Origin of the sequence: Xanthobacter agilis (assembly GCF_021730435.1) — a bacterium.
GTDB classification, from domain to species: domain Bacteria; phylum Pseudomonadota; class Alphaproteobacteria; order Rhizobiales; family Xanthobacteraceae; genus Xanthobacter; species Xanthobacter agilis.
Genome location: NZ_JABWGX010000008.1, coordinates 154,211 through 178,793, shown reverse-complemented (window position 1 = coordinate 178,793; position 24,583 = coordinate 154,211). Strand labels below are relative to the sequence as shown.

Below are 24,583 nucleotides of genomic sequence, written 5' to 3'. Positions count from 1 at the left end.
GGCGAGGTCTTCCGGCACCTTCGGCACGCCATGCGCGGCGAAATAGTCCGGTGAGCCGACGATGCGGTGGGAGAAGGCGCCGACGCGGCGCATCATCAGCCGGCTGTCGCGCGCCTCGCCGGTGCGGATCACCGCGTCGAAGCCTTCGTCGATCACATCCACCAGCCGGTCGGTGAAGTCGAGATCGAGCTCGATCTCGGGATAGGCGCGCATGAAGGCCATCACCGCCGGCATCATCAGCATGCCGATGAGTGGCAGGCTGACGCGGAGTTTTCCCCGCGGCGCCGCGCGGGTCTGCGACAGTTCGAGTTCCGCCGCCTCGACCTCGCAGAAGATGCGACGGCAGCGGTCGCGGAAGAGTTCGCCCTCAGGCGTGAGGGTCAGCGACCGGGTCGAGCGGTGGAACAGGCGCACACCGAGCCTTTCCTCCAGCCGGGCGACCGCCTTGCCCACTGCGGACGCCGAAATGCCGAGCTTGATCGCAGCGGCTGCAAAGCTGCCGGCCTCGGCCGTCTGAACGAAGGCGTTGAGCGCGCCGAGGTGTTCCATTGGCAGCCTTCCGATATTGCGGACTCTTATGTCCGATATAAGTGGAATTCTAACCTGATTATTCCGCAACGGCGATAGCCCTAATCTCATGGGCATGACAGAGACATGCTCCCACGACGTGGCCGGCCGCGTCCCGCCGACCTCGGCTCCCTTCCCGTGGCCGAACCTTTTGGCGCTCGCGATGGCCGGGTTCATCACCATCCTGACCGAGGCGCTTCCGGCGGGTCTGTTGCCGCAGATCGGCACGAGCCTGCGCGTCTCCGAGGCGCTCGCCGGGCAGCTCGTCACGCTCTACGCCATCGGTTCGCTCGCTGCGGCCATTCCCCTGACCTCCGCTACCCGAGGCATGCGGCGACGGCCGCTGCTTCTCCTCGCCATCTCCGGATTTGCGGTGGCGAACATGACGACGGCGCTATCGGATAGCTATGGACTGACGCTCGTCGCCCGGTTCCTCGCTGGTGTTTCCGCCGGACTGCTCTGGGCGCTGATCGCCGGCTATGCCGCGCGGATGGTGCCGGAAGGATCGAAGGGACGCGCCATCGCCGTCGCGATGATCGGCACGCCGCTGGCGCTGTCGCTCGGCATTCCGGCAGGAACGTACTTGGGCGCACTGATCGGATGGCGGGCTTCGTTCGGGGTCATGAGCGGCCTGACCCTGATCCTGATTGCCTGGGTGACGATGAAAGTCCCCGACTTCCCGGGACAGACCGAGGATAAGCGGCTTCCGCTCACGCGCGTCTTCGCCTTACCTGGAATCCGGCCGGTTCTATTCGTCACTCTGACTTTCGTGCTCGCGCACAACATCCTCTACACCTACATCGCCCCTTTGCTCGGCAGTGCAGGTGGAGCCACCAGGACCGATCTTGCTCTGCTCGTCTTCGGAATTGCGGCACTGGCCGGGATCTGGATCGTCGGCATCCTGATCGACCGTCATCTGCGCGACCTCACTCTGATCAGCATCGCGCTGTTCGGCCTCGCGGCGCTCGCGCTCGGTATCGCCGGTCACGCACCGACCATCGTCTTGAGCGCCGCAGGGCTTTGGGGACTCGCCTTCGGCGGCATCGCGACGCTGTTTCAAACCGCTCTCGCCAAGGCAGCCGGAGACATGCACGACCTCGCCCAATCGATGCTCGTCACCGCCTGGAACGCGGCCATCGCTGGCGGTGGCATCATCGGCGGGGTGTTGCTCGATCATTTTGGAGCCGGTGCCTTTGCGCCCGTCGTGCTCGTGCTCTTGGCCGCGGCCTTTATCGCCGCACACCGCGCCTGCCGGCACGGATTTCCCATCTCCTTCGCCCCTTGACCCGAAACGGAGCTCCCATGCTCGAACGCCCCCTTCAGACCTCTTCCACCACGCTCTCCACGCGGCTCGACGCCGTCATCGATGGCGCGATTGCGGCCGAGCGGATCGTCGGCGCCGTCGTCCTGGTGCGCCGGAACGGCCAGCCGATCTACACCCGCGCCGCCGGCCTGGCGGATCGCGAGGCCGGTTCCCCGATGCGCGATGATGCGCAGTTCCGCCTCGCCTCGGTCTCCAAGCTCTTCGTCGCGGCGGCGGCCATGGCGCTGGTCGGACAAGGCAAGCTCGATCTCGATCGGCCGATAACCGAGTGGCTTCCGCAGTTCGAGCCGCGTTTCGAGGACGAGCCCGCCGCCATCTCGCTGCGCCACCTGCTTACCCATACCTCAGGCCTCGGCTACGGCTTTCTGGAGCCGGATGATGGGCCGCTGCATCGCGCCGGCGTCTCAGATGGCATGGATCGAACCAACATCACGCTCACTGAGAACCTACGCCGGCTCGCCGGGGTGCCGTTGCAGTTTCGGCCGGGGACGCGGTTTTGCTATTCGCTCGCCCTCGATGTCGTCGGCGCGTTGATCGAGGCCGCGACGGGAATGGCGCTGCCCCAGGCGGTGCAAATGTTGGTGACCGAGCCCCTCGGGCTGAACGACACCGGCTTCTCGGTTGCGGACCCGACCCGGCTGACTGCGGCTTACGCCGACGACGTCCCGCGCCCGCGCCGGATGCGCGAGCCGGACCAGGTACCGTTTCTTCCTGGTCTCCCCGGCCTCAGCATGGACCCGTCACGCGCCTTCGACGCGCAAGCCTTTCCGTCCGGCGGCGCCGGCATGACCGGCTCTGCCCTCGACACGATGACCCTGCTCGAAGCGCTGCGATCGGGCGGCGGGCCATTGATGGCGCCCGAACAGGTCGCGAACATGGCACGCGATCAGATTGCCGGGCTCGATATCGAAGGCTCACCCGGCTGGGGCTATGGTCTCGGCTTCTCGGTCCTGCGCGATGCGACCGCGGCCGGCGTGACCGAGTCCCCCGGCGCTTGGCGGTGGGGTGGCGCCTATGGTCATAGCTGGTTCGTCGATCCCAGCAAGGATCTGACGCTGGTCGCCTTCACCAACACCGCGCTCGAAGGCATGTCGAGTGGCGGACGCTTCTCCGCCGACCTCAGCCGGGCCCTTTATGCCGCGATCGAACCATAGGGCGGAGCGACCCCTCCGAAAATCTCGCCATTGCCGCCGTTTCCCGCACGTCGATGTCCGAGGCCTTCAATCCACGAGCAAGATGCATCACCTTGGACGTGTCCGATGCCCGCCGGCTGAAGGCGCTCGAAGAAGAGAACGCGCGGCTGAACAGGCTGCTGGCCGAGCAGATGTGTCAAACGGCACGCAATGTTGCCCCCCCGATTGGAGTGCGCCCCTTGAGGCGGACAGTGTGACGATAGGGAATTGACCGGGGAGCCGGGCTTTCGAAGGATGGAAGCCCATGGCCCGACACCGCACCCACAGCATCGAGTTCAAGCGCCAGACGGCGGTCCAGAAAATGGTCTCGGATCATCAACCCTCAGACTCTCTCCTAGGCCGTAGTGACGATTTAACTATCTGAGCCAGATGGCGATTGCGGCGAGTTTGACGAAGCCCATGAAGTTGACGAGCAACTTGTCGTATCGTGTGGCGACGCGCCGGAACTGTTTGAGCTTGTTGAAGAAGCGCGCGATCTTGTTGCGCTCTTTGTAGAGGTCGGTGTCGTAGGCGCGCTGGATCTTGGGATCCCGCTTCGGCGGAATGACGACTTCGGTTCCCCGTTCTTCTATCGCATCAACGAGATGGTTTGCGTCATAGCCCTTGTCGGCCAGCAGGGCGGCCGCCTCAATGTCTTCGATGAGGTCGTGGGCGAGGGTGATGTCGTTGCGCTGCCCAGGTGTCCCGATCAGGCGGACCGGGAGCCCGAGAGCATCGGCGGCGGCGTGGATCTTGGTGCTCAGGCCGCCGCGAGACCGGCCCAGGCCCTGGGCATCCGCCCCCCTTTTGCGGCGCGGGCGCCGGCCGCATGCTGGTGCGCCCGCACGATGGTGCTGTCGATCATCAGCCATTCCAGATCGGCTTCGCGCGCCAGCACCGACAGCATCTCATCGAGGACGCCCATCTCGATCCAGCGGTAATAGCGCCGTTTCACAGAGCGATAGTCGCCCAGCCGCTCGGGCAGAACACGCCAACGACCGCCCGAGCGCGCCATCCACAACAGCGCATCCAGAAACTTCCGATTGTCGGTGCGCGGCCCGCGCTTGCCCTTCGTGCCGCCGGGCACGAAGCTTTTGATCCGCTCCCACTGATCATCCCGAAGACCATCGCAATCCATCGCCGATCCTCCAAAATCAGCGTTGAATCTGATTTGCGACCACTTGGGAATCCCAAATCCCTAAATCGTCACTACGGCCTAGCTCCTGTTGACGAATAGGCTTCCCCGCCGCGCTATATGGTGATTCAAGATCGCCTTCCGAGGGAGGCGAGCTTGATTCGAGGCCTGATGAGCGACGAGGAATGGGAATTCTTCGAGCCCTTCGTGACGACGCGTGGGGCGCACAGTGGTCGCCGGCCGCGTGATCATCGCCGTGTCCTCGACGGCGTCTTCTGGATCGCCCGTACCGGAGTTCAATGGCGCGATCTGCCCGAGTTCTTCGGCAAATGGTCCTCCGTCTACCGACAGTTTCGCCGATGGACGCTCTCCGGGCTCTGGGATCTGCTGCTCGAGGTGCTGAACGACACCGAGGGCGTCGGCGAGACGGTTCAAATGATCGACAGCACCGTCATCCGGGCGCACCACTGCGCCGCCGGCGCAAGGGGGGGACTGAGAGACAGGGTCTCGGGCGCTCGCGAGGTGGGTTTTCGACCAAAATTCATCTCCGCACCAACGGTGCCGGACGGCCTGTAGCCGTCGACATCGCGCCGGGCCAGGCCTCCGACTATACCGGTGCCCTGCCGCTCCTCGACGCCGACGGGCCCGAGCCGAAAGTCCTTCTGGCCGATCGCGGCTACGATTGCGACCACATCCGAGAAGAGAGGAAGGCTCGCGGCGTCACACCGATGATCCCGACGCGTCGCAGCCGCAAGGTCCAGATCCCCGTCGACGATCACGTCTATGCCCTGCGAAACAGGATCGAGCGCGGCTTCAACAAGCTGAAGAACTTCCACCGCCTCGCCACCCGATACGACAAGACCACCGAAAGCTACGTCAGCTTCGTCCTCATCGCAGCCGTCAAGCTATGAACAACGATATTCGTCAACAGGTCCTAAGCCATAGCCCTCTAATCCCATCTCGCATTGCGCAATAGCCGAGGCCCAACAACCAATTGTTCCGATTGAGCCCGTTTTTGCTCAGTCAATCGGCGGCCCGGCGCAGATGCAGTGCGAAACCGGATAGGTCGGTTGCGCCGAGGTCGGCCCGCAATTCCATACTGGGAATGTGATAATCTCCGCCATTCTGACGCCGGTAGGGGATGAGAGCCGCTGTTTCGAACGTTCGCATCCGTACTCGCAGTTGCTGGCCGGCAGCTTCAAAGCGGGCCTCGTCGAATCGGTCGGTGCTGTAGATCACGAAGGGCGGCAGCACGTCGTAGCCGGGGTAGTAAAGAATTCCGTGATTGATCGGGAACAGCAGGTCGTCGATCGGGCCGTTTACCCCGCGTGCGCCGTAGTGTTCTTCCCAGCCGCCAGCGGTTACGATCAGCATGGCGCGCTTGCCCGCCAATGTGCCTTCGCCATAGCGATCACCCCAACGCTTATCGCTGTGCTCACCGACGCCATAGGCAAACCCGAAGGCGAACACCCGGTCGACCCAGCCTTTGAGGATGGCTGGCATGGCAAACCACCAGAGCGGGAACTGGAGAATCAGGGCGTCGGCCCACAGAAGCTTTTCGATTTCGGCTCTCACATCGTCCGTCAACGTATGAGTCGCGAAAGCCGCCTTGGAGGCCGCGACCGGCTGCAACCGCTCGTTGGGGGCAAGCGCAGGGAAATCGGCGCGATCGACCTGCGACTTCCAGCGCATGGCATAAAGATCGGACACTCGGACCTCATGGCCGGCTGCTTCGAGTTCCTGAACAGCGACATCGCGCAGGGATGCTGACAAGGATTGCGGTTCGGGGTGAGCAAAGACGAGGAGAACTCTCATGGCAGGACATCCGGTTGAAATTGAAACTGGCCGGCAAGGTAGCTCCATTTCGAATATTCCGGTATATATCTGCAATGAATAGGATATTTCCGTATAATGGATGGATCTGACGTCACGCTCGAACGAATGCGCACCTTCGTCCGCGTCGCGGAGCGCGGGAACCTGTCGGCTGTGGCACGAGAACTGGGAACCGGGCAATCCACCGTCACGCGGCAGCTGCGCGAACTGGAAGAGGCTGTGGGTACATCTCTACTCAGCCGGACGACGCGCGGGGTCGCGCTGACTGAGGAAGGCAGCCGCTACTATGCCCAATGCGTCCAGATTCTCCGTCTGGTCGAACAGGCGAGCGAGGAAATCCAAGACTCGCGCGGCGCGCCCTCCGGCACTATCCGCATTTCCTGCACCGCCGCGCTCGGCGTGTTGCACATCACGCGGCTGATCTTCGCCTTTCAGGCGCGCTATCCCGACATCCGCATCGACCTCAGCCTGACCGACGAACGGATCGACCTTGTGAAAGAGGGCGTGGATGTTGCGCTACGCCTCGGACCGCTCATCGACACTTCGATGAAGCTGCATCATCTTGGGCAAAGCGCGCGGCTGCTGGTCGCGGCGCCGGGCTATCTGGCCGTACATGGCAGGCCCGAGACGCCGACGGACCTGACTGCGCACAATGTCATCCGCATGTCGAACGTTGCCGGCAGTGAAACGCTGGTGCTCACGGGGCCGGACGGCACACCTCACGCCATCCCCGTGAAGGGCGACCTTCGGGTCGATCACGGTCTCGCCGCGCGTGAAGCATTCAGGGCCGGACGGGGTGTCGAACCGGCCCATCGCTGGCTCGTCGATGATCTGCTGGCGAGCGGCGAACTTGAGCCGCTGCTATCCGACCATTCGCTGCCTACGACACCGCTCAACATGCTGATCGTGCCGGCCCGGACCAAGGTGGCGCGCGTCCGATTGCTGATCGACTATCTGGTTGAACAGGCGGCCTGCCTACCGGGGATCGGGAGCCATAGAGATGGCTCTTAAATACGGTGGCAAACGACCGCGTCTGCCTAACTGTCTCGCACCATGGCGTAGGATCGGCGGCAAATGGCGGGCCACGCCCGACGAAGGTGAGCACGACATCTACGCTATAGCCCTCCAACACCGCATTTGTGCCGACTATCGAGAAAATCTCGTCAGTCCTGTCCCTATCGCGGGATCGGAATCCGGTAGATCGTCCCGTCACCCCACGTAGCCGTCAGCAGCGACGCCCCATCTGGCGCCAACACCAGTCCGACAGGGCTTCTGAGACCCTCCGCCACGGCGCGGGATTGGCCGGTGGGAAGGATTTCCCGAACGGTCGTACCGCCGTAATCGACCACAAACACGCGACCATCCCTGGTCATCGCGACGCCGGGTCCGGGCGTGCTGAAGGCTGCTCCGGCCTCGATGCGCGTGCCATCGGGCCGAACGATCGTGACATCGCCGCCGATGTTGGAGACGACATAGCCGCCGTCCGGCGTCTGCACCGCGCCCACCGGGGTTTGTAGCCCGTCGATGACAGGCGTAAGGTGGCCATTATCGGCTAACCTGAGAATCTGGTTCGTGCGGCGGTTGGCGATCAGCAGTCTGCCGGTGCGGTCGAAACCGATGCCGGCAGGCGTCGCCAGCCCTGTCACATGCACGCTGCGCACGCCGTCCGGCGTGAAGCGGTAGATTTCGTCACGCGAATAAGATGCCACATAGATCGCGCCGTCCGGCCCGACCGCGAGGCCCGATGGGCCTGACAGGTCGTCCGCGAAGGTCGAACGGGTGCCGTCCGGCGCGATCCGGGAGACGCGCCCCGCTCCCCATTCCGCGACATAGAGATGGCCAGCCGCATCGAAGGCCATGCCGACTGGCGAACTGAAGCCATCCCAGATCTTCACGGGGGCGGCCGGATTGGCCCGGACTGCCGTCGGGGCCACGAGCGGGACAGTGGAAGCCGTTGCGAGGACGACAGCACTGCCAAGGGTGATGGAGTGAAGGAGGCTCATCATGCCACGCGCTCCTGCTCTGTCGCGGATCTGTGCGCGAACACTTCCTTGGCGGCGAACAGCCCGTTGAGGGCTGCCGGGAAGCCGGCATAGACCGCCATCTGCATGATGATCTCGGTGATCTCGTCACGGCTCAGCCCGACATTCAGGCCCGCCTCGATATGCACCTTCAACTGCGGGGCGACGTTGCCCATAGCCGTCAGCGCCGCGATGGTGGCGATCTCGCGGGCGCGCAGATCGAGGCCGGGGCGGCTGTAGATGTCGCCGAACGGAAACTCGATCAGATAGGTTGCAAAGTCCGGTGCGATATCCGCCAGCGAGGCGACAACCTTCTCTCCGGCCTGGCCGTCGATCTTAACGAGCGCGCGCCGCCCGCGTTCCAGCCGGCTTTCGCCGACGCTCTGGTGGTGTTGCGTCATAGTTCTTCATCCTCTGTTCCTGGCCGGCGTAACCGGCGATCTTGGTGTCGAGGACGAGAAGAGAGGCTTGGAGTTCGGCAGCATGGGTGCGGACGCGCTCGCGATGCTGTTCCAGCATTTCGCGTCGCTCCGTTTCCGTGCCGACGCCGCGCTCCCGCAAGGCTGCATAGCGCAGCATGTCCCGGATCGGCATCCCCGTCGTTCGCAGACGCCCGAGGAATTCGATCCAGATCAGGATTGATGCGTCGTAGTCCCGTTGGCTCGATTGGTCTCGGTCCGCATAGGGCAGCAGCCCGATCCGCTCATAGTACCGGATGGTATGGGCGGACAATCCCGAACGCTTCGCCAGTTCACCGATCTTCATGAGCAGCTGTTCTCGTTACGACGCAGAAACAGATACGAGTTAGAGTGCACTCTAAGTCAAGGGCATTTTTCGATGAAGAATAAAGACCCGGGCGTTGCCCCGCGGGCCGCGCGTTCGGCTGCGCCGGAACCACGCCAAGGGCGCGTTTCCCCGATTCGGATTCAATCGCTAACACCAAAAGCGGCCGTTGATGCTCTTCCGATGGTGAAGCCTCGCTCAGGCGAAAAACGGTCTGGAGATGCCGGTTCTTTGGTGCCTGGCGCGGGGACAAAAAGTACACAATCGGGAGAACGGACGCGCAGTCCTCTGCCGCTTGGCGGTGATTGCGGAGCTATTGCGCAGAATATCGCGCCATGGCGCAGAATCGGAGGCAAATGGCGGGCCACGCCCGGTGAAGATGAGCACTACGTCTACGCTATAGCTCTCTAACGGCGCCCTATTTCGAGCCGGTCAGGTGGGTAGGCATGAATGCCTCGACGAGCGCATCCACGACCACGCGCACCTTGGGAGCCAGATCCCGCGAGCGCGGCCAGAGCGCGGTAATGGGGACATCTTCCGCGGGGGGCAGGATCGGCACCACTTCAAGCCGCTCGCCGCGGAGATCGTCCGCTGCAAGCCAAGTCGAGAGATAGGCGATGCCAAGCCCGTTCACGGTCGCATCTCGCAAGGCCTCGCCATGGCTGATCGTATGGCGTGGTTGGATGACGAAGGGCCTGACCGTTCCGCCCGGACCGCAAACCGCCCATGGCAGCGGGCGGCCATCTTTGGCGAAGGCGAGGCAGTCGTGATTGACGAGTTCCTCTACGGAGGCCGGACGCCCGCGACGGTCCAGATAGGCCGGCGCGGCGCAAATGATCGAGCGTTGCGTACCAATGCGCCGCCCGATCAGGCTCGCATGACCTCCGGGATCACCAAGCCGCACCACAAGGTCGATCCCTTCCTCGACGAGATCGACCTGGCGGTCGGTGAATGAGATATCGAGATTGAGATCGGGATTCCTGTCTGCGACCTCCTTGAGCACGGGCATGACGCACAATCGGCCGAAAGAGATCGGCAGGTTGATCCGCAAGGTTCCCGATACGACGCGCTTTTGCGAGGCCAGCAGCGTCTCTGCAGCGTTCAATTCTTCCAGGACCTTGAGGCAGCTCTGGTAATAGGCCTGCCCTTCGGCCGTCAGGTTGAGGCTGCGCGTAGTGCGGTCCAGCAGCCGGATGCCGAGGCGCTCTTCCAGGCGAGCAACGCTCTTGCCGGTCGCGGATTTTGACACGCCCATGCGTGCGGCTGCTGCCGTGAAGCTGCCTGTTTCCACCGCATGAACGAAGGCCGAAATGCCTTGAAAGTGGGAATGAATGTTCAGGCTCATCAATTGGAGACCAATTGGAGGAGGTGTTAGCAAAATACGTCGTAACACAATCCATATAGTCGTCAATAAGATCCCTCGCTTAACACGTGAAAGGATCGACCATGAGCGAGACAATGAGACGGTGGCAGTTGCCGTCATTCGGACTGAAGAACCTGGAACTGGCCGAGGCGCCAGTGCCTGCGCCGGGCGGCAAAGAGCTGTTGATCCGAGTTGCGGCGGTCTCCCTCAACTATCGCGACAAGCTGGTGGTCGAAGGCGAGCTGCTGCCCGACAGGCCAATCATGCCGTTCGTTCCGGTATCGGACATGGCGGGAGAGGTCGTGGCAACCGACGCGGATGTGTCACGATTCAAGGTCGGCGATCGGGTGCTCGGAAACTTCTGGACGCAATGGATCGACGGTGAGCCACCGCGGGAGATGGCCCGGCATGGCCTGTCGCTCGGCGGACCGCTGCCGGGCATGTTGGCCGAATATGTGACGCTACACGAGGGTGTCGCCGTCAAGGCGCCCGCATCGCTGACGGACGAGGAGGCCGCTACCCTGCCAGTTGCGGCGTTGACGGCATGGTCCGCCCTGATCGAGACAGGTCATCTGAAAGCGGGCCAAACCGTTCTGGTGCAGGGCACGGGCGGCGTCGCCCTGTTTGGGCTCCAGTTTGCGCAGGCCTTCGGAGCCCGTGTGATCGTCACCTCGCGGAACGCGGAGAAGCTGGAGCACGCGAAGGCGCTCGGTGCTTTCGGCGTGATCGACACGCGTGCCGACCCGGACTGGTCCGCTGGAGCGTTGGACCTGACCGATGGGCGTGGTGTCGATCATGTGCTCGAACTGGTTGGCGGCGACAATATTAGCCAGTCGGCAGCCGCGCTCGCGAGCGGCGGGCGTATCGCCCAGATCGGCTTCATGAAGGGATCGGAGATCGTTCTTTCGGCGGTTCCCATGATGCTCAAAAGGGCCATCATCCAGGGCATCTCAGTCGGGCACCGACGGGCATTCGAGGATATGAACCGCGCCATCGACGAGCACGGACTCAAGCCGGTGATCGAGAAGGTCTACGCCTTTGAGGATGTGTGCGCGGCGTTCGATCATCTCGAACGTGGGCCGTTCGGTAAGGTGGTCGTTCGGTTCAAGAATGAAGCTGGAAGCTGATGCTCAATTCCGCCTTGCTGTAGCGTTCAATCGGCGAGGCTGGCGGGCCGAGAGCGATGAAACGGAGAACTACGTCTACGCCATAGCCCTCTATATTGCTTGCTCGACAAGGGCGGCTGATCGCTTGCTTATGCTCGGCTGGAGGATCGTCGCTTGCCGTTGCTAGACCAGAACGGCGTTCACGGGGCGGCGGAGCGAGAAAGGCAGCGTCGGGCCATAACCGAAGCGCATGATGATGTCGGGCCGCATTCCGCCTTCCCCAATCAGCGCCGCCAATTCAGGCCGCAGCCGCGCGACCTCGACAGGCTGGTTGACGAAGGCGTGTTTGAGGCCGGAAGCGGTCGCGGCAAGCGCGAAACGCTGGCAGGCGCGACCGGTCGCGATCCAGTGCGCCTTGTCCTCGCGCTCCGCCACAAAGATCGCGATACCGGCCGAAGAGTCGATCTGACGCGCATATTTGTCGCTTTCGGCGCCAGCCGCAAAGAACAAGTCAAAGGCGATACGACCGAGAAATTCCGGGAGCACGGGATTGCCGCTTGTGGCCGAGAACAGCCCGTCACCGGACGCCATGGCGCTGCGCGGATTGAACCGCAACCATCGTTTCAGCTCAGCCACGAAGGCCGCGTCGGCCAGCTGCGCATCGTTGCCGGCAACGATCAGGTCCCGCACCTGGTTGATCCGCGCGCGGTCGGAAAGCAAGATGAGGCGCACACCCGGCGTTTCGGCGGACTGTCGAAGCGCCTCGATATCCACTGCAGGCACCGGGCGCCCGTCATATTCCGCTCGAGTGGATTGTCGCAGGGGAATGGCGGCGAGCAGCGGGTGAGGACGGGCTTCCGCCCTGGAGAAGGAATAGCGGATGCGCTCGCCTCCAGCGTCCGTTTCCAACTGCCCGGGCCGTCCGGTCGCCGTGGCTGCGATCAGCAGGTTCTCGGCCGCGCACCCGAGACTGACATAAAGGTGGTGATTGTCAGGATCGACGACCGGTGTCACGCGTGAGAAGTCGGGCAGTATGTCGATCGCGTTTCCCTCAACGTGAAACCGCCAAGGTTGGGTATTGTGGCCATTGGCGGCAAGTGTTGCGTATCGAATGATGTCGGTCATGCCCGCGTCGACACGGATCGGAGCGCGAAGAGTGCCTGCATAGGCATCGAATTCGCCCATCGAACCAACCGCCGACCGCCAACCGATAGCGCCCCCGCCAGCCAGCACAAGCGCGCCACCTGCGCCGATAAGCATGTCTCGTCGTCTCATGCCGGCTCCCTTCACTGCCATTTTACGCGGGGTGGTGCGACATGCGGTTGACCTCGGTCAAAAGACCGACGCGCGGCGTACGCTGCCATCGATGCCCTCATCGGCCTGCATTGCCCCCAGATGACGATTCCCGCTCAGGAATATGCCCTTCAATGGCGCGAGCGGAGCGGTCGCTTGATAGTCAGCAACTCAGTCACATCTGACCTGAGACCCTTTTCTCCTCCGGCCTAGGCCGTAGTGACGATTTAAGGATTTGGGATTCCCAAGTGGTCGCAAATCGGATTCAACGCTGATTTTGGAGGATCGGCGATGGACTGCGATGCTCTTCGGGATGATCAGTGGGAGCGGATCAAAAGCTTCGTGCCCGGCGGCACGAAGGGCAAGCGCGGGCCGCGCACCGACAATCAAGTTTCTGGATGCGCTGTTGTGGATGGCGCGCTCGGGCGGTCGTTGGCGTGATCTGCCCGAGCGGCTGGGCGACTATCGCTCTGTGAAACGGCGCTATTACCGCTGGATCGAGATGGGCGTTCTCGATGAGATGCTGGCGGTGCTGGCGCGCGAAGCCGATCTGGAATGGCTGATGATCGACAGCACCATCGTGCGGGCGCACCAGCATGCGGCCGGCGCCCGCGCCGCAAAAGGGGGGCGGATGCCCAGGGCCTGGGCCGGTCTCGCGGCGGCCTGAGCACCAAGATCCACGCCGCCGCCGATGCCCTCGGGCTCCCAGTCCGCCTGATGGGGACGCCGGGGCAGCGCAATGACATCGCCCTTGCCCACGACCTCATCGAAGACATGGATGCGGCCGCCCTGCTGGCTGACAAGGGCTATGACGCAAACCATCTCGTTGATGCCATAGAAGAACGGGGAGCCGAAGTCGTCATTCCGCCGAAGCGGGATCGCAAGATTCAGCGCGCCTATGACACCGACCTCTACAAGGAGCGCAACAAGATCGAGCGCTTCTTCAACAAGCTCAAACAGTTCAGGCGCGTCGCCACGCGATACGACAAGTTGCTCGTCAACTTCATGGGGTTCGTCAAACTCGCCGCAATCGCCATCTGGCTCAGATAGTTAAATCGTCACTACGGCCTAGGGGCGGCGCCATGCTGATTTGTGGGATCGCAGTGCTCTCGCATCAGTTCAGCACGGCGGCCGATCGAGCCCGGGCTTTCGGCTGGTGGGGCATCGTTACTGGGTTCGGTCTCGGCTTCGGTCCGGTGATCGGCAGCGGGATCGCAGCCCCGATGGGCTGGGCCTGGGTGTTTCTGATCCACGGTTTCATCGCCGTGCTGACCGTCATCCTGGCTTGGCGCGGTGTTCGGGAATCGAAGGATCCAGCCGCTCGGCGCTTGGATCTCGGCGGCATCGCGACCCTGTCACTGGCCGTCTTTTGCGTCGCCTACGTCATTACTCAGGGCAGCGAACTCGGTTTCACCAGCCCGATCGCGCTGGCGATCGTCGCCACAGCTGCCCTCAGCCTGATCGCCTTCGTCATTGTCGAGCAGATCGTGCCGCACCCGATGTTTGATTTCTCGGTTTTCCGCATCCGGCCCTTTTCCGGGGCGCTGTTCGGCTCGATAGGCATGAATTTCAGCTTCTGGCCGTTCATGATCTATCTACCGATCTGGTTTCAAGCGGGGCTCGGACTCGATGGTCTGGTCTCCGGCTTGGCACTTCTCGCCTACACCCTGCCGACGTTAGTCGTCCCGCCATTTGCCGAACGCCTTTCGCTACGCTTTGGCGCCGGCACCGTCATCCCGGCGGGACTGTTCGTGATCGGTCTCGGCTTTTTCATTATGAAGATTGGAGCAGGCGGCGGCTCGCTGGCCTTGGCGACGACGTTGGTTGGCGCGTTGCTGGCCGGGATCGGCCTCGGGGCGACCAACACGCCGGTCACCAACACCACGACCGGATCGGTGTCGAGCGACAGGGCCGGCATGGCCTCCGGCATCGACATGAGCGCTCGGATGATCTCGCTCGCCATCAACATCGCGCTGATGGGCTTCGTCTTGCTCGAGGGCGTTCAGGAGCGCCTGAGTGCGGTGTCCGGATCGTTCGACGCCACGCAGCTTCGGCACGTCGCCGAACAGATCGCCGCCGGAAACGTCGGTGCTCTCGATCAAGCCGCTCCGGGAGTGTCGAAGGTGCTCGGTCCTGCCGCACTGGCCGGCGGCTTCGGTGAGGTGATGCTCTACGGCGCCATTGGTGTCTGGGTGCTGGCCGCACTCAGCTTCTTCACCTTCGGGAGGAGGAAAGATGTCGATGGCGCGTCATGAGGTTGGAGCCAGACGGCCGGCCCGTCCGAGTGTCTTGCGCTATGCCGAGGTCGGCCCGTTCGAGCGACGTGCCATCTCGACGAACAGACTTCCGGCCCGCGAGAGCGGCCGCACTGGCGAGGCAACGAGTCCGAACTCGCGATGCAGCGGTGAAGTGAGCGTCGAAACCCGAAAGCCGCGGTGCTGTTCCGGCAATGTGGATTCCGGCACGAGGCTGACACCCGCGCCCTCCCGAACAAGGGCAATCGCGCTCGACCAATCGCGCACCTCGATCTCAATGTTCTGGAGCGTCAATCCGGCCGCGTCGGCGAGCGAGCGGGCGTTCGTATGGCACCCGCCGGTGGCGAGAACGAAGGGCGCTGCCACCAGTTCGGCCAACGAGACCGAAGTACGCCGTGACAGGGGATGCGCCGCCGGCAGGATCGGAACCCAGACATCCCGTCCGAGTGGGACGGCTTTTCTGGCCGGAGACGGGTTAAGAACGACGCCCAGGTCGATCGATCCCGCCGCGAGCCAAGCCTCCACTTCCATGTCATCGGTTTCGAGCGGCACGAGGTCGATGCCCGGATGGAGCGTACGAAAACGCCGAAGCAAGGGCGGAAGGACCGTGGCGAAGACACTTGGAAACCCCGCCAGACGGATGGCGCCGGTCTCCTCGCCGATCAGTGCCATTGCCTCCCTTTCGATCGCCTCCAGATGCGAAAGGGCTGTTCGCGCATGGTCGAGCGCGCGCTCTCCGAAGGCGGTCAACTCGACGCCCCGCGGTTGCCGGACGAGCAGCTTCACACCGAGGCTCTCTTCGAGCGCGGCCAGGGCTTGGCTCATCCCCGATTGGGTGACGCCCAGCTTGTCCGCGGCTGCGGTGAAGCTGCCGGCCTCGGCAACGGCGATCAGGCTCTGGAGTTGGGTCAGGTTCATAGTAGCTGAGCTTATAGCAAGAAATTATGGGAGTAATTTTCATTATATCACGGGACCTGCCAATGTGGGTGGCGATCTATCCCCTCAGCGAGGCCCCGACGATGAAGCTCTATTTCGCCCCCGACACCTGTTCGCTCTCGCCGCACATCGTGCTTCAGGAGCTCGGACTGCCCTACGAGCTCGTCCGCGTGAACAATCGAACGAAACGCACATCCACGGGAGAGGACTTCCTCGCCATCAATCCGAAGGGCTATGTCGCGGCGCTCAAACTCAATACTGGCGAGGTTCTGACCGAAGGACCGGCCATCGTTCAGTATCTGGCCGACCTGAAGCCGGAGGTGGGATTGGTGCCGGCCGCCGGTACGCTGGCGCGGGTTCGGCTGCAGGAGTGGCTCAACTTCATCACCAGCGAGGTTCATGCCGGATCGAGCCCGTTGTTCAATCGAGCCTTGCCGGAGGAGGTGTTGGCGATCTTCCGGGACCGGCTGTTCCGGCGTCTCGACTTCATCGAGGTAAACCTCGCATCTCGGGATTATCTGGTGGGCGACGGCTTCACGGTCGCCGACGCCTACCTCTTCACCGTGCTCGGCTGGATGAAGGGCTTTTCGATCGATCTCGACCGTTGGCCGGCGACCGCGCGCTACATGCAGCGGATCGGCGCGCGGGCGTCCGTCCAATCTGCTTTGGCACGGGAGACGGAGATTCCTCCGGTGGAATGACGTGCAAGTTCGGCTTCGACCCGTTGATCGGAGAGCGGTCGGTAGTCGCGGCGCGCGGCAGAGAAGATTCAGGGCGCGTCGTCTCGTCGGAACCTTCCCGGTGCACAGCCGACGACCCGCCGGAAGGTTGTGCTGAAGGCCGCTTCGGATTCATAGCCGATGGAAAAGCCGATCGCCCCGACACTGTCGTTCGTTCGCTTGAGCCGCTCAGCCGCGAGCACCATGCGCCAGCGGATGAGATAGTCCAGGGGTGGTTGTCCAACCGCTTCTCGGAAGCGCGCAGCGAACGTGCTGCGCGACATGCCGGCGATGGCTCCCAGTTCCGCAAGCGTCCAGTGGCGAGCGGGCTCGGCGTGCATCGCGCCGAGCACTCTCGTCAACCGGGGATTGGACAGCGCCGACAACCATCCGGCGGGTTTGTCCGTCGCGGAGGCGAGCCAGAGCCGCAAGACTTGCAAGAGCATGATCTGGGCGAGGTGCTCCGCCATCAGCATGCCACCTGGAGGCCGATCTTTCAGTTCCGCAGCCAGTTGCTCCAGCGACCAGCGCAGAACGGCAGCCTGGTTCGAGGCGTCACGCACATGAACGATTGCCGGCAAGGACCCGAACAACATTCCGGCATGATCGCCCTCGAAAGAAAAGCGGCCGCCGATCAGGAAGAAGTCGCCGCCGTCGTTGCAGGTCGCGATGCCGTCGACAGCCTGATCATAGATGGTGGGAGATTCGATCGGGGGCAATGCGAGGTCCGTCGCGAAGAGGAACGGACGGCCGCGCGTGAGCAGGAAGCAGTCGCCGGCTTCGATGCGTCGCGGATCAGGCTCCCCATCGACCTGGACCCAACAGGCGCCGCGCATGACGGCGTTGAACTTGATGCCTTCATGCGGGGGAAATCGGATCGCCCACTCACCACCGGCGTCAAGGCCCGCGCTGATCGCACTTTTCGGCTGCAGAAGCGACAGAACATCGGACAATGGGTCCAAGGCAAAAATCCAGACGATCGAGAAGGAAAGACAGACTATACGACATGGATCGTGCGAGTGCCACGGGTCATCATTCCTGAGAGCAAACATGCGGGCGAAACCGCACCTCTCGGAGAGACACCATGATCGACCATCAGAAACCGCTCGGGTCCAGCTTTGGGGCAAGAAGCACCGCGACGGATGTTCTCGCCGATATCGATCTCACCGGTAAGCGCGCGATCGTCACCGGAGGCCATTCGGGGCTCGGCTTGGAAACGACGAGGGCGCTTGCCGCTTCTGGAGCCCAGGTCATCGTCGCCGCACGCAATCCAGCGGCAGCGGCCGTAGCCACGAAGGACATCGTCGGCGTGACGGTCGAGCCGTTGGACCTGTCGCACCTCGACAGCGTGCGCGCCTTCGCCGAGCACATCCTCACCGGTGGCCAACACATCGATATTCTGATCAACAACGCCGGCATCATGGCCTGCCCGGAGGAGAGGGTAGGACCAGGCTGGGAGGCGCAGTTCGCCACCAATCACCTCGGGCATTTCACGCTGACAAACGCGCTTTGGCCGCGGCTCGAAGGTGGTGCACGTGTCATCTCGGTCTCTTCGGCCGGCCACCACAATTCGCCAATCCGTTGGGACGACCTTCATTTTGTTGGCGGCTACGACAAATGGCGCGCCTACGGCCAGTCGAAGACGGCGAATGCGCTATTCGCTGTCCATCTCGGCCGGCTAGGGCGCGAGGCCAGCGTGCAGGCCTTCTCGCTTCATCCCGGAAAGATCTTCACGCCGCTCCAGCGGCATCTGGCGCAGGCGGAGATGATCGCCGAGGGCTGGCTCGACGCGAGCGGTGCGCCAGCCGACCCGACCTTCAAGACGCCAGCCCAAGGCGCAGCGACGCAAGTGTGGGCCGCGACCTCGCCGATGCTCGACGGTCTTGTCGGTCTCTATTGCGAGGATTGCGATATTGCCGTGCGCGCCGAGACTGCAAATGAACCGTTCGTCGGGGTTCGAGATTACGCCGCCGATCCCGATGAGGCCGAGCGGCTCTGGACACTCTCGGCCGAACTCACCGGCATCGATGCCTTCGATGCATCGAGGTGATGCCATGCGGGTGGGCGGTGCCAAAAAGCGTGACAGGAGCGAAGACGCAGCCGAGCGATCGCCCCTCAGTGAGTTCGATGTTCTCGATGACGATCCCGATGTGGATGCCGGTCGGGCAAGCCGTTTGCGCCAGCAGGTCACATCGAATGCCCGGCAGGCGACGATGGACCCGGCCGATGGCCTCGACTTGTGAGGATCGCCATGCAGACCAAGACCCGCATGAATGTCTATTTCGATCCTGACCTCCTAAAGAAGGTCGAGGCCCTGGCGCTCCGTCGCAACATCTCCAAATCCGCCGTGATCGAAGCCGCCGTCGCCTCCTTCCTGTCGGCGGATGCGTCCGAGCGACTTGAGGCCGCGTTCGCCCGCCGCATGGATCGCATAGGCCGCCAGATCGACGGGCTCGATGAAGACCTCGCCATCCTCGGAGAGACGCTCTCGCTGTTCATTCGCTTCTGGCTGACCATCACACCGCCGTTGCCCGATAGCGCGCAGGCCTCGGCGAGGGCGAAAGGCGCAGAGCGGTTCGAGGGCTTCCTGCAATCGCTGGGGCGGAGACTCGCAACCGGGGATCGGTTCCTGAAAGACCTGTCGCGGGACGTGGACGCGAACCGGAACAAGCATATCGAATAGCCTACTACGCCACGTCGGATTATTGCGGCGGTGGAAAGTCGATGCGCGCGGCGGCGACCTGCTCTCGGACCACGCACCCTTCGACATGATCGTTGATGAGGCCCATCGCCTGCATGAAGGCATAGACCGTCGTCGGCCCGACGAAGGCCCAACCGCGCTTCTTCAGGTCTTTCGACAGGGCAATGGACGCCGCCGATGTCGAGGCAGATTGTGGCGCGGCCTGGTCCTGGATCGCCGGCTCGAAACGCCAGATATAGGCGGCGAGTGAGCCTTCCTGCTTCACCATTTCCTGGGCGCGTTTCGCGTTGTTGACGACGGCGGTGATTTTGCCGTGATGGCGGACGATGCCTTGATCCTTCAGCAGCCGTTCGACATCCACATCGGTGAAATCGGCGATGCGGTCGAAGTCGAAGCCATGAAACGCAGCGCGGAAATTCTCCCGCTTGGTGAGTATAGTGCGCCAGCTCAAGCCCGACTGAAAACCTTCGAGGCACAGCTTCTCGAACAGGCGGCGATCGTCATCGACCGGGAATCCCCATTCGGTGTCGTGATAGGCGAGAAATTCGGGCGCCGCCGCGCACCAGCGGCAGCGCGGGCGGCCGTCAGGGCCTGGAATAGTCGTGCTCATGGCTCAGGCTTTCAGAAAGGCAAGCCGGTCATCGGTACGCCCCGGCGTCACGTCGAGAATTTCAGCGCTGACCACACCTTGGGCGACGAAGGGATCGTCCTGCACACGTACGTCGATTTCCGAGCGCGATGCGTTGTGCGCGAGAATCGCACCGCCCGCATTCGGCTGGAGGCTACCTACCAGCAGGAAGACGCCATCGTCGAAACCGCGTTTGATCCAGGCATTGTGGCCGTCCATCAATGGCGGGGCTTTCGTCTTGTCGGCGAAGCGGAGGGTGATGACGAACATGGTGGCTCCTTCAGGATAATTGGCGGGGGTGTGTGAGTGAGGCCGCCGGGCATTGGGCCAGCAGCCAAGCTTCCATGTCTGCGACCTCGCGGCGGATGAAGTCCTCGTCGCGAAGGGCGGTGGCTAGCGTCGCGACGCCTTGGCTGCGCATCAGAATGTGGAGGGCCAGCGCATCGGCATTTGCGGCGCGGCCGAGGGCTATGAACTGTCGGGCGAGCCAGTCGCGAAACAGCGAGAACAGCCGAGCGGCATCGCCCTTGGCCGTATGATCGAGTTTGGCCAGTTCGTTGCACAGCGTGCCGACCGGGCAGCCATGCGCCATGATCTTCATCCGGTTCGCGATGAGAATATGGACAAAGCTGCGGATGCGATCTGTCGGAGACTCCGTATCCTGCTCCCAGGCTCCCAGCATGGCTCGGGTGTTTGCCATGCGCCGCTCGATCACGGCATCGAGAATCTCGTCCTTGGTTTTGAAGTGATAGTAGAAATTGCCACGCGACAGCCCGACATCCTTGGCGATGTCGGCAAAGGAGGTCGCTTCGAACCCGTGCTCATAGAAGAGCCGATCGGCGACATCCACGATCTGTTGGCGTGTTTCGTTCGCGCCCATATCTGGCCTCCACGATCATGGCGCGGAGGGACAAAGCCGACAATCGCGCCGTAGGACGTTTGACCTAGAAACATCTAGGGCAAGCGTCCTACGTGGTCAAGCGCGGGGATCGAATAGCGGCTTCGCATCTCAGTTCCGAAGCGCCTGCACGACGCGCACAGATGCCGGCGTGGCGCACGAAGTGATCATCGCCTAACCCGCCCCGCATGGGAGGGCTGTTGGTCGGTACTGTCGATCGATGAGATTGACGCCGAGCGCTGCAAGCGTGCAGACGCCGAGCAGGACGGCGGTGCTGACGGTGTCACCCCGTCCGACCCAGCTCGCGACGATCGGTGCCAGCACGAGCAGCGCGCCGTTGTTCATCGATTCCGACGACGCCAGCACGAAGCCGGCGTCCGAGCCGGCTCGGCTCGCCTGAATGGCGGTGTTGGCGGGCGCGGCTAGGCCCGAGGCAAAGCCCCAGAGAGCCAGAAGACCGATCGCCAAACCGAGGCTCGGTTCGGTCGCGAAGAAGGCGCTCTGCGTTACGCAGATGAGCGCGATAGCGAAAATGAGGACGGTCTCTGGCCGTCCGGCCCAGGCGGCGAGGCGCCCGATGGTGAGATTACCTGCCGCAAGACCGACCCCGAACGCGGTGACCGAGAGCCCGACCATGCTGGTGGAAAGACCATAGCGGCTGCGCAGTACCTCGCCGGAGATCAGAAACCCGGCGATCGTCGCGCCGAGCCAGAAGCCCTTGGAGAGGTTGGGCCGGAGGATCGCGCCATCGAGCAGGCGGGCTGTCGAGGCTTTGAGCGGTCGGCCTTGCCGCGCAACAGAGGGAGGCAGAATGCGCGCGGCCAGCACGAGAACGGCGAGGCAGCCACAAGCAACGGTCACGAACGGCGCCTGCCAATCGAAGACCTCGGTGAGGAGCCCCGCGAAGGTCGGCCCGGTGGCGATGCCGAGGGTCAGGCCGAAGAGGACGAGGCCCATGGCGCCGGCTTGGCGGTCTTCGGGAACGGTCTCGGCGATCAAGGCGAAGGCGGTTGGCGTCAGGGCCGCACCCGCCGCGCCGCCGAGAATGCGGGCGATGATCGCGAAGGTGAGCGACGGCGCGAAGGCTACAGCCAGCGCGTCGGCGGCAAAGAGCGCTAATGCTGGGAGAAGCAGGCGCCGCCGGCCGATCCGGTCGCTGAGGAGGCCGATGAGCGGGGCGAGCACGGCGTAGGACACCGCATAGGCCGATACGAGCCAAGCGATATCGGCGGGTTTCGCCGTGAAGGCCGACGCCAGTGGCGTCAGCATCGGCGCAAGCATGAACTCAACCGCGCCGACGAAATAGACGGCGAGCGCCAGCGTTGTGAGGATGAGCGAGGGAGATGGGGCTGGTTTCGGCATGGACAGGTGTCTCCGGTACGCTGGTGTCGTCCTGACCGGAGGCAGCTTTCAGGGTGATGAGAAGCTTCTGGCGACGGGTTTCGAGATCGGCCATCTGCCGTTCGATCGCCGCAAGCTTCAACCGATGTGCAGCGGCCACCTTCGGACAGGCGGTGACCGTGGCGGGATCGTCGACTATGCAATTGAGAAAGGTCGCGATTTCCTCGGTGGTGAAGCCGAGCCGGATCATCCGGCCGATGCGGCGCACCAGAAGCACATCGGTTTCGTCGAAATCGCGATAGCCATTCTCGTCGCGGGTGGCGCGGATCAGGCCGACCTTCTCGTAATGACGGACGGAGCGCACGCTCGCCCCCGTCCTTTTTGCAACGCCTCCGATCTTCATCCGCCCTCCTGCTGCATCTCGTAACCCCTGACATCAATGTCAGGGTCAAGGGCAAATCGATCAAGGAGCAACCGCGTTCTTTTCCGTGCCGACCGGGTGCTGCATGCGGGAACTGACCGCGATGCGATTCCAGATGTTGATGGTTCCGATGGCGATCGTCAGTTTGGCGATGTCGGTCTCCGAGAAGATGGCGCGGACGGTTTCAAAAGCAGCGTCGGGAATGCCCGTCTCGGCGGCGAGCGTCACGCTCTCGGTCCATTCGAGAATTGCCCGGTCGCGCGCGTCGAAGAACGGGGACTCGCGCCAGACGGCGACGAGATGCAGCAATTGGGCGTCCATCCCGTCCGCCAGAGCGTCCTTCACATGCAGGTCGACGCAGTAGGCGCAACCGTTGATCTGCGAGGCGCGCAGCTTGACGAGATGAAGCGTGCGCTTGTCGAGGCCCGACTTGGCCACGGCGCCGTCGAGGGTGCGGACAGCCTGATAGAGTTCGGGTGCCAGCGCGGCGATGTTCAGTCTGGGGTGCATGGAGGCCTCCAATCGCGAGAGGGGTTGGCTGAGAATCATGGATAATATATATCCATGATTATGGCGTAATCCAAGAGCGGAGCGGGAGACGACGATGCGGCGCATGAGTGACGGGGTGGAGGCGGCGCTGCATTGCGCTCTGGTGCTGGCCGGATTGCCGGAGGGCAAAGTGCTTCCTGGCAAGAGCCTCGCCGAATTGCACGGCGTCTCGGAAACCTATCTTCTGAAGCACCTGCGGGCGCTCGCTGCGGCTTCCGTCATCGATGCCGTGCCGGGGCCGCGCGGTGGCTATCGGCTGGCGCGCAACCCGGAGCGCATCACGTTGCTCGACATCGTCGAAGCGATCGACGGGCGGGAGCCCGCCTTCGTCTGCCGCGAAATCCGCCGGCGCGGTCCGGGCAAGGCGAAAGACCCGTGCGTCTACAAGGCCGATTGCTTCATCAAGACCCGCATGATCGCCGCCGAGGAGGCTTGGCGGACTGCCCTGCAACAACAGACCCTTGCCGATCTCGTTGCCGACGGAGCCCAATTGATCGACGCACACAACAAGAAGGCGGTGGCGACCTACGTTAAGAAGGCACAGCGCTGAGCGAGATCAATTGGCCCGTAGCGAATATCCAATCCCGCCGATTACCGCCTTTTCTTCGCCAGGACCGCATGGCGCCAGAACCTTGTTGAATAAGCCCAATTCCCGGCTCTTTTAATCGACCCCGTCTGGGGATCGTCTGACTTCTCCCCAGCGAGATCGGGGATCGAATGGCGGCTTCGCACCACAATTCCGAAGGGCTTGCGCGCGGCGCGCGGATGCTGCGCACGGCGCTTGGCCAGCGCCCTCATGCTCTTTGACCATGCTGGATCGCCCGGCGGACCGCCTTTGTCGTCCTGGCGCATCCACGCACAACCTGGGCCATGGCGCACCCTCCCATTCTTGCGAAGAGACTGCGCCATCAAAGGCCGGGATTAAACACGCAGCATCTACCGCGTGGAGAGCGGCAGGGGGGGCGGCGGGGTTGTGGTGCCCTCGCCGAGCGAGCGCTGCACCATCACGCTGTCCGCCCACCGTCCATAGCGGTAGGCGACGCCCGGCAGCAGCCCGACCCGCACGAAACCGAACCGCTCGTGCAAGCCGAGGGACGCCGAATTATCGGCGTCGATATAGCCGATCATCTGCCGGAAACCGGCCGCGGCGCAGGCGTCGATCAGCGCCCGCATGAGCCGGCCGCCCACCCCTTGCCCGACATGCTCGTGATGCACATAGATGGAGTGCTTCACGGTGTAGCGATAGGCGGGCCGCTTGCGGAACAGCACCACATAGGCATAGCCCACCACCTTGTCGCCGCAGGTCGCGACGATGTGGGGAAAGCGGCGGCTTTTCAGGTTCTTGCGCCGGTCGCGCAGATCATCGGGCTCCGGCGTGCCCTCGTCGGCCACGCCCTCCTCCACGCCGCGGCGGATGTGGCGACGGTAGATCGCCAGCATGGCGTCCAGATCGCTGTCCCGCGTCGGCCGAATGGTGATCGCGCTCCCCTGGAGCGCGTCCCGAGCCTGCCCCTGCTCCATGACCAAACCCGACCTTC

General features: G+C 63.4%; 27 protein-coding genes and 3 pseudogenes. 12 read left to right on the top strand and 18 right to left on the bottom strand.

Annotated elements, in window-relative coordinates:
* Window positions 1–549, bottom strand: a 549-nt coding sequence (locus HUW53_RS08285; protein WP_237345277.1) for a LysR family transcriptional regulator, incomplete at its 3' end; no start/stop codon positions are given.
* Window positions 550–730: 181 nt separating this feature from the next.
* On the opposite strand from HUW53_RS08285, the gene HUW53_RS08280 reads away from it, so the two are divergent.
* Window positions 731–1,852: an MFS transporter gene (locus tag HUW53_RS08280; protein ID WP_237345276.1), complete on the top strand. Its 1,122-nt coding sequence runs from the start codon at window positions 731–733 to the stop codon at window positions 1,850–1,852.
* Window positions 1,853–1,869: 17 nt separating this feature from the next.
* A complete protein-coding gene (locus HUW53_RS08275; RefSeq protein WP_237345275.1) occupies window positions 1,870–3,045 on the top strand; it encodes a serine hydrolase domain-containing protein in 1,176 nt (391 codons plus the stop codon).
* A 395-nt stretch (window positions 3,046–3,440) separates the two neighbouring features.
* On the opposite strand, the gene HUW53_RS08270 is transcribed toward HUW53_RS08275, so the two are convergent.
* Window positions 3,441–4,201 (bottom strand): IS5 family transposase gene (locus HUW53_RS08270; protein ID WP_272904064.1). Its coding sequence is split into 2 segments (ribosomal slippage): window positions 3,441–3,862 and window positions 3,862–4,201, totalling 762 coding nucleotides; the frame shifts between segments, so codons are not numbered across the junction.
* 117 nt (window positions 4,202–4,318) lie between these two features.
* Here HUW53_RS08270 and HUW53_RS08265 point away from each other — a divergent pair.
* Window positions 4,319–5,109 (top strand): IS5 family transposase gene (locus HUW53_RS08265; RefSeq protein ID WP_237345274.1). Its coding sequence is split into 2 segments (ribosomal slippage): window positions 4,319–4,685 and window positions 4,685–5,109, totalling 792 coding nucleotides; the frame shifts between segments, so codons are not numbered across the junction.
* A 112-nt stretch (window positions 5,110–5,221) separates the two neighbouring features.
* Here the strand turns inward: HUW53_RS08265 and HUW53_RS08260 are convergent.
* On the bottom strand, window positions 5,222–6,013 hold the full coding sequence (locus HUW53_RS08260) for an NAD(P)H-dependent oxidoreductase (protein ID WP_237345273.1): 792 nt from the start codon (window positions 6,011–6,013) through the stop codon (window positions 5,222–5,224).
* A gap of 96 nt (window positions 6,014–6,109) precedes the next feature.
* Between HUW53_RS08260 and HUW53_RS08255 the strand changes: the two genes are divergently transcribed.
* On the top strand, window positions 6,110–7,042 hold the full coding sequence (locus HUW53_RS08255; RefSeq protein ID WP_237345272.1) for a LysR family transcriptional regulator: 933 nt from the start codon (window positions 6,110–6,112) through the stop codon (window positions 7,040–7,042).
* 164 nt (window positions 7,043–7,206) lie between these two features.
* Here HUW53_RS08255 and HUW53_RS08250 read toward each other — a convergent pair whose 3' ends face one another.
* From HUW53_RS08250 to HUW53_RS08235, 4 genes are all read right to left on the bottom strand, one after another.
* Complete coding sequence (locus HUW53_RS08250; RefSeq protein WP_237345271.1) at window positions 7,207–8,037, bottom strand: NHL repeat-containing protein; 831 nt, start codon at window positions 8,035–8,037, stop codon at window positions 7,207–7,209.
* A complete protein-coding gene (locus tag HUW53_RS08245) occupies window positions 8,034–8,453 on the bottom strand; it encodes a carboxymuconolactone decarboxylase family protein (protein ID WP_237345270.1) in 420 nt (139 codons plus the stop codon). The genes HUW53_RS08250 and HUW53_RS08245 overlap by 4 nt, the downstream gene beginning before the upstream one ends.
* Window positions 8,389–8,817, bottom strand: a complete 429-nt coding sequence (locus tag HUW53_RS08240; protein ID WP_237345269.1) for a MerR family transcriptional regulator — start codon at window positions 8,815–8,817, stop codon at window positions 8,389–8,391. The genes HUW53_RS08245 and HUW53_RS08240 overlap by 65 nt, the downstream gene beginning before the upstream one ends.
* 436 nt (window positions 8,818–9,253) lie before the next feature.
* Entirely contained in the window at window positions 9,254–10,180 is a 927-nt protein-coding gene (locus tag HUW53_RS08235; protein WP_237345268.1) for a LysR family transcriptional regulator, read from the bottom strand.
* Between the two features lie 101 nt (window positions 10,181–10,281).
* Between HUW53_RS08235 and HUW53_RS08230 the strand changes: the two genes are divergently transcribed.
* The gene (locus tag HUW53_RS08230; RefSeq protein ID WP_237345267.1) at window positions 10,282–11,325 is read left to right on the top strand and encodes a zinc-dependent alcohol dehydrogenase family protein; all 1,044 of its coding nucleotides are present in this window, start codon (window positions 10,282–10,284) and stop codon (window positions 11,323–11,325) included.
* Window positions 11,326–11,487: 162 nt separating this feature from the next.
* Here HUW53_RS08230 and HUW53_RS08225 read toward each other — a convergent pair whose 3' ends face one another.
* Complete coding sequence (locus HUW53_RS08225; protein WP_237345266.1) at window positions 11,488–12,579, bottom strand: Acg family FMN-binding oxidoreductase; 1,092 nt, start codon at window positions 12,577–12,579, stop codon at window positions 11,488–11,490.
* 309 nt (window positions 12,580–12,888) lie between these two features.
* Between HUW53_RS08225 and HUW53_RS08215 the strand changes: the two are divergent.
* Window positions 12,889–13,647 (top strand): annotated as a pseudogene (locus HUW53_RS08215) (IS5 family transposase).
* Window positions 13,648–13,670: 23 nt separating this feature from the next.
* Window positions 13,671–14,852 (top strand): annotated as a pseudogene (locus HUW53_RS08210) (MFS transporter); the annotation flags it as partial.
* A 39-nt stretch (window positions 14,853–14,891) separates the two neighbouring features.
* Here HUW53_RS08210 and HUW53_RS08205 read toward each other — a convergent pair.
* On the bottom strand, window positions 14,892–15,770 hold the full coding sequence (locus tag HUW53_RS08205; protein ID WP_237345264.1) for a LysR family transcriptional regulator: 879 nt from the start codon (window positions 15,768–15,770) through the stop codon (window positions 14,892–14,894).
* Between the two features lie 101 nt (window positions 15,771–15,871).
* Here HUW53_RS08205 and gstA point away from each other — a divergent pair, with 101 nt between their 5' ends.
* Window positions 15,872–16,489, top strand: a complete 618-nt coding sequence (gstA, locus tag HUW53_RS08200) for a glutathione transferase GstA (RefSeq protein WP_237345284.1) — start codon at window positions 15,872–15,874, stop codon at window positions 16,487–16,489.
* Between the two features lie 68 nt (window positions 16,490–16,557).
* Here the strand turns inward: gstA and HUW53_RS08195 are convergent, their stop codons facing one another.
* Window positions 16,558–17,469, bottom strand: coding sequence for an AraC family transcriptional regulator (locus HUW53_RS08195; protein ID WP_237345263.1), 912 nt, complete (start codon window positions 17,467–17,469; stop codon window positions 16,558–16,560).
* Window positions 17,470–17,591: 122 nt separating this feature from the next.
* Here HUW53_RS08195 and HUW53_RS08190 point away from each other — a divergent pair, with 122 nt between their 5' ends.
* From HUW53_RS08190 to HUW53_RS08180, 3 genes are read left to right on the top strand one after another with little or no spacing between them, the layout of a single operon-like run.
* Complete coding sequence (locus tag HUW53_RS08190; RefSeq protein ID WP_237345262.1) at window positions 17,592–18,557, top strand: SDR family NAD(P)-dependent oxidoreductase; 966 nt, start codon at window positions 17,592–17,594, stop codon at window positions 18,555–18,557.
* A gap of 4 nt (window positions 18,558–18,561) precedes the next feature.
* Window positions 18,562–18,750 carry a hypothetical protein gene (locus HUW53_RS08185; RefSeq protein ID WP_237345261.1) on the top strand — a complete coding sequence of 63 codons (189 nt, stop codon included), beginning with the start codon at window positions 18,562–18,564 and terminating at the stop codon, window positions 18,748–18,750.
* Between the two features lie 8 nt (window positions 18,751–18,758).
* Entirely contained in the window at window positions 18,759–19,190 is a 432-nt protein-coding gene (locus HUW53_RS08180) for a ribbon-helix-helix domain-containing protein (protein WP_237345260.1), read from the top strand.
* 19 nt (window positions 19,191–19,209) lie between these two features.
* Here HUW53_RS08180 and HUW53_RS08175 read toward each other — a convergent pair whose 3' ends face one another.
* The 7 genes and pseudogenes from HUW53_RS08175 to HUW53_RS08150 form a co-directional block, all read right to left on the bottom strand.
* The gene (locus tag HUW53_RS08175; RefSeq protein ID WP_237345259.1) at window positions 19,210–19,818 is read right to left on the bottom strand and encodes a DNA-3-methyladenine glycosylase I; all 609 of its coding nucleotides are present in this window, start codon (window positions 19,816–19,818) and stop codon (window positions 19,210–19,212) included.
* 3 nt (window positions 19,819–19,821) lie between these two features.
* Window positions 19,822–20,106: a YciI family protein gene (locus HUW53_RS08170; RefSeq protein ID WP_237345258.1), complete on the bottom strand. Its 285-nt coding sequence runs from the start codon at window positions 20,104–20,106 to the stop codon at window positions 19,822–19,824.
* A gap of 10 nt (window positions 20,107–20,116) precedes the next feature.
* Window positions 20,117–20,716 (bottom strand): TetR/AcrR family transcriptional regulator, encoded by a 600-nt coding sequence (locus tag HUW53_RS08165; protein WP_237345257.1) that lies wholly within the window; start codon window positions 20,714–20,716, stop codon window positions 20,117–20,119.
* A 192-nt stretch (window positions 20,717–20,908) separates the two neighbouring features.
* On the bottom strand, window positions 20,909–22,096 hold the full coding sequence (locus HUW53_RS08160; RefSeq protein ID WP_237345256.1) for an MFS transporter: 1,188 nt from the start codon (window positions 22,094–22,096) through the stop codon (window positions 20,909–20,911).
* The gene (locus HUW53_RS22050; RefSeq protein WP_370877788.1) at window positions 22,020–22,295 is read right to left on the bottom strand and encodes a MerR family transcriptional regulator; all 276 of its coding nucleotides are present in this window, start codon (window positions 22,293–22,295) and stop codon (window positions 22,020–22,022) included. The genes HUW53_RS08160 and HUW53_RS22050 overlap by 77 nt, the downstream gene beginning before the upstream one ends.
* A 45-nt stretch (window positions 22,296–22,340) precedes the next feature.
* Window positions 22,341–22,478, bottom strand: a pseudogene (locus HUW53_RS22045) (MerR family DNA-binding transcriptional regulator); the annotation flags it as partial.
* Between the two features lie 60 nt (window positions 22,479–22,538).
* Window positions 22,539–23,006: a carboxymuconolactone decarboxylase family protein gene (locus tag HUW53_RS08150; RefSeq protein WP_237345283.1), complete on the bottom strand. Its 468-nt coding sequence runs from the start codon at window positions 23,004–23,006 to the stop codon at window positions 22,539–22,541.
* Between the two features lie 103 nt (window positions 23,007–23,109).
* On the opposite strand from HUW53_RS08150, the gene HUW53_RS08145 reads away from it, so the two are divergent.
* On the top strand, window positions 23,110–23,595 hold the full coding sequence (locus HUW53_RS08145; RefSeq protein ID WP_237345254.1) for an Rrf2 family transcriptional regulator: 486 nt from the start codon (window positions 23,110–23,112) through the stop codon (window positions 23,593–23,595).
* 386 nt (window positions 23,596–23,981) lie between these two features.
* Here HUW53_RS08145 and HUW53_RS08140 read toward each other — a convergent pair whose 3' ends face one another.
* Complete coding sequence (locus HUW53_RS08140; protein ID WP_237345253.1) at window positions 23,982–24,566, bottom strand: GNAT family N-acetyltransferase; 585 nt, start codon at window positions 24,564–24,566, stop codon at window positions 23,982–23,984.
* Window positions 24,567–24,583: the final 17 nt, after the last annotated feature.

Bases quoted from the DNA above. Each gene is read 5' to 3' on its own strand.
- HUW53_RS08185 (WP_237345261.1), top strand. From the start codon at position 18,562: ATGCGGGTGGGCGGTGCCAAAAAGCGTGACAGGAGCGAAGACGCAGCC.
- HUW53_RS08165 (WP_237345257.1), bottom strand. From the start codon at position 20,716: ATGGGCGCGAACGAAACACGCCAACAGATCGTGGATGTCGCCGATCGG.
- HUW53_RS08175 (WP_237345259.1), bottom strand. From the start codon at position 19,818: ATGAGCACGACTATTCCAGGCCCTGACGGCCGCCCGCGCTGCCGCTGG.
- HUW53_RS08235 (WP_237345268.1), bottom strand. From the start codon at position 10,180: ATGAGCCTGAACATTCATTCCCACTTTCAAGGCATTTCGGCCTTCGTT.
- HUW53_RS08275 (WP_237345275.1), top strand. From the start codon at position 1,870: ATGCTCGAACGCCCCCTTCAGACCTCTTCCACCACGCTCTCCACGCGG.
- HUW53_RS08160 (WP_237345256.1), bottom strand. From the start codon at position 22,096: ATGCCGAAACCAGCCCCATCTCCCTCGCTCATCCTCACAACGCTGGCG.
- HUW53_RS08255 (WP_237345272.1), top strand. From the start codon at position 6,110: ATGGATGGATCTGACGTCACGCTCGAACGAATGCGCACCTTCGTCCGC.
- gstA (WP_237345284.1), top strand. From the start codon at position 15,872: ATGAAGCTCTATTTCGCCCCCGACACCTGTTCGCTCTCGCCGCACATC.
- HUW53_RS08245 (WP_237345270.1), bottom strand. From the start codon at position 8,453: ATGACGCAACACCACCAGAGCGTCGGCGAAAGCCGGCTGGAACGCGGG.
- HUW53_RS08225 (WP_237345266.1), bottom strand. From the start codon at position 12,579: ATGAGACGACGAGACATGCTTATCGGCGCAGGTGGCGCGCTTGTGCTG.
- HUW53_RS08170 (WP_237345258.1), bottom strand. From the start codon at position 20,106: ATGTTCGTCATCACCCTCCGCTTCGCCGACAAGACGAAAGCCCCGCCA.
- HUW53_RS08205 (WP_237345264.1), bottom strand. From the start codon at position 15,770: ATGAACCTGACCCAACTCCAGAGCCTGATCGCCGTTGCCGAGGCCGGC.
- HUW53_RS08140 (WP_237345253.1), bottom strand. From the start codon at position 24,566: ATGGAGCAGGGGCAGGCTCGGGACGCGCTCCAGGGGAGCGCGATCACC.
- HUW53_RS08260 (WP_237345273.1), bottom strand. From the start codon at position 6,013: ATGAGAGTTCTCCTCGTCTTTGCTCACCCCGAACCGCAATCCTTGTCA.
- HUW53_RS08280 (WP_237345276.1), top strand. From the start codon at position 731: ATGGCCGGGTTCATCACCATCCTGACCGAGGCGCTTCCGGCGGGTCTG.
- HUW53_RS08180 (WP_237345260.1), top strand. From the start codon at position 18,759: ATGCAGACCAAGACCCGCATGAATGTCTATTTCGATCCTGACCTCCTA.
- HUW53_RS08240 (WP_237345269.1), bottom strand. From the start codon at position 8,817: ATGAAGATCGGTGAACTGGCGAAGCGTTCGGGATTGTCCGCCCATACC.
- HUW53_RS08190 (WP_237345262.1), top strand. From the start codon at position 17,592: ATGATCGACCATCAGAAACCGCTCGGGTCCAGCTTTGGGGCAAGAAGC.
- HUW53_RS08145 (WP_237345254.1), top strand. From the start codon at position 23,110: ATGAGTGACGGGGTGGAGGCGGCGCTGCATTGCGCTCTGGTGCTGGCC.
- HUW53_RS08250 (WP_237345271.1), bottom strand. From the start codon at position 8,037: ATGATGAGCCTCCTTCACTCCATCACCCTTGGCAGTGCTGTCGTCCTC.
- HUW53_RS08230 (WP_237345267.1), top strand. From the start codon at position 10,282: ATGAGCGAGACAATGAGACGGTGGCAGTTGCCGTCATTCGGACTGAAG.
- HUW53_RS08150 (WP_237345283.1), bottom strand. From the start codon at position 23,006: ATGCACCCCAGACTGAACATCGCCGCGCTGGCACCCGAACTCTATCAG.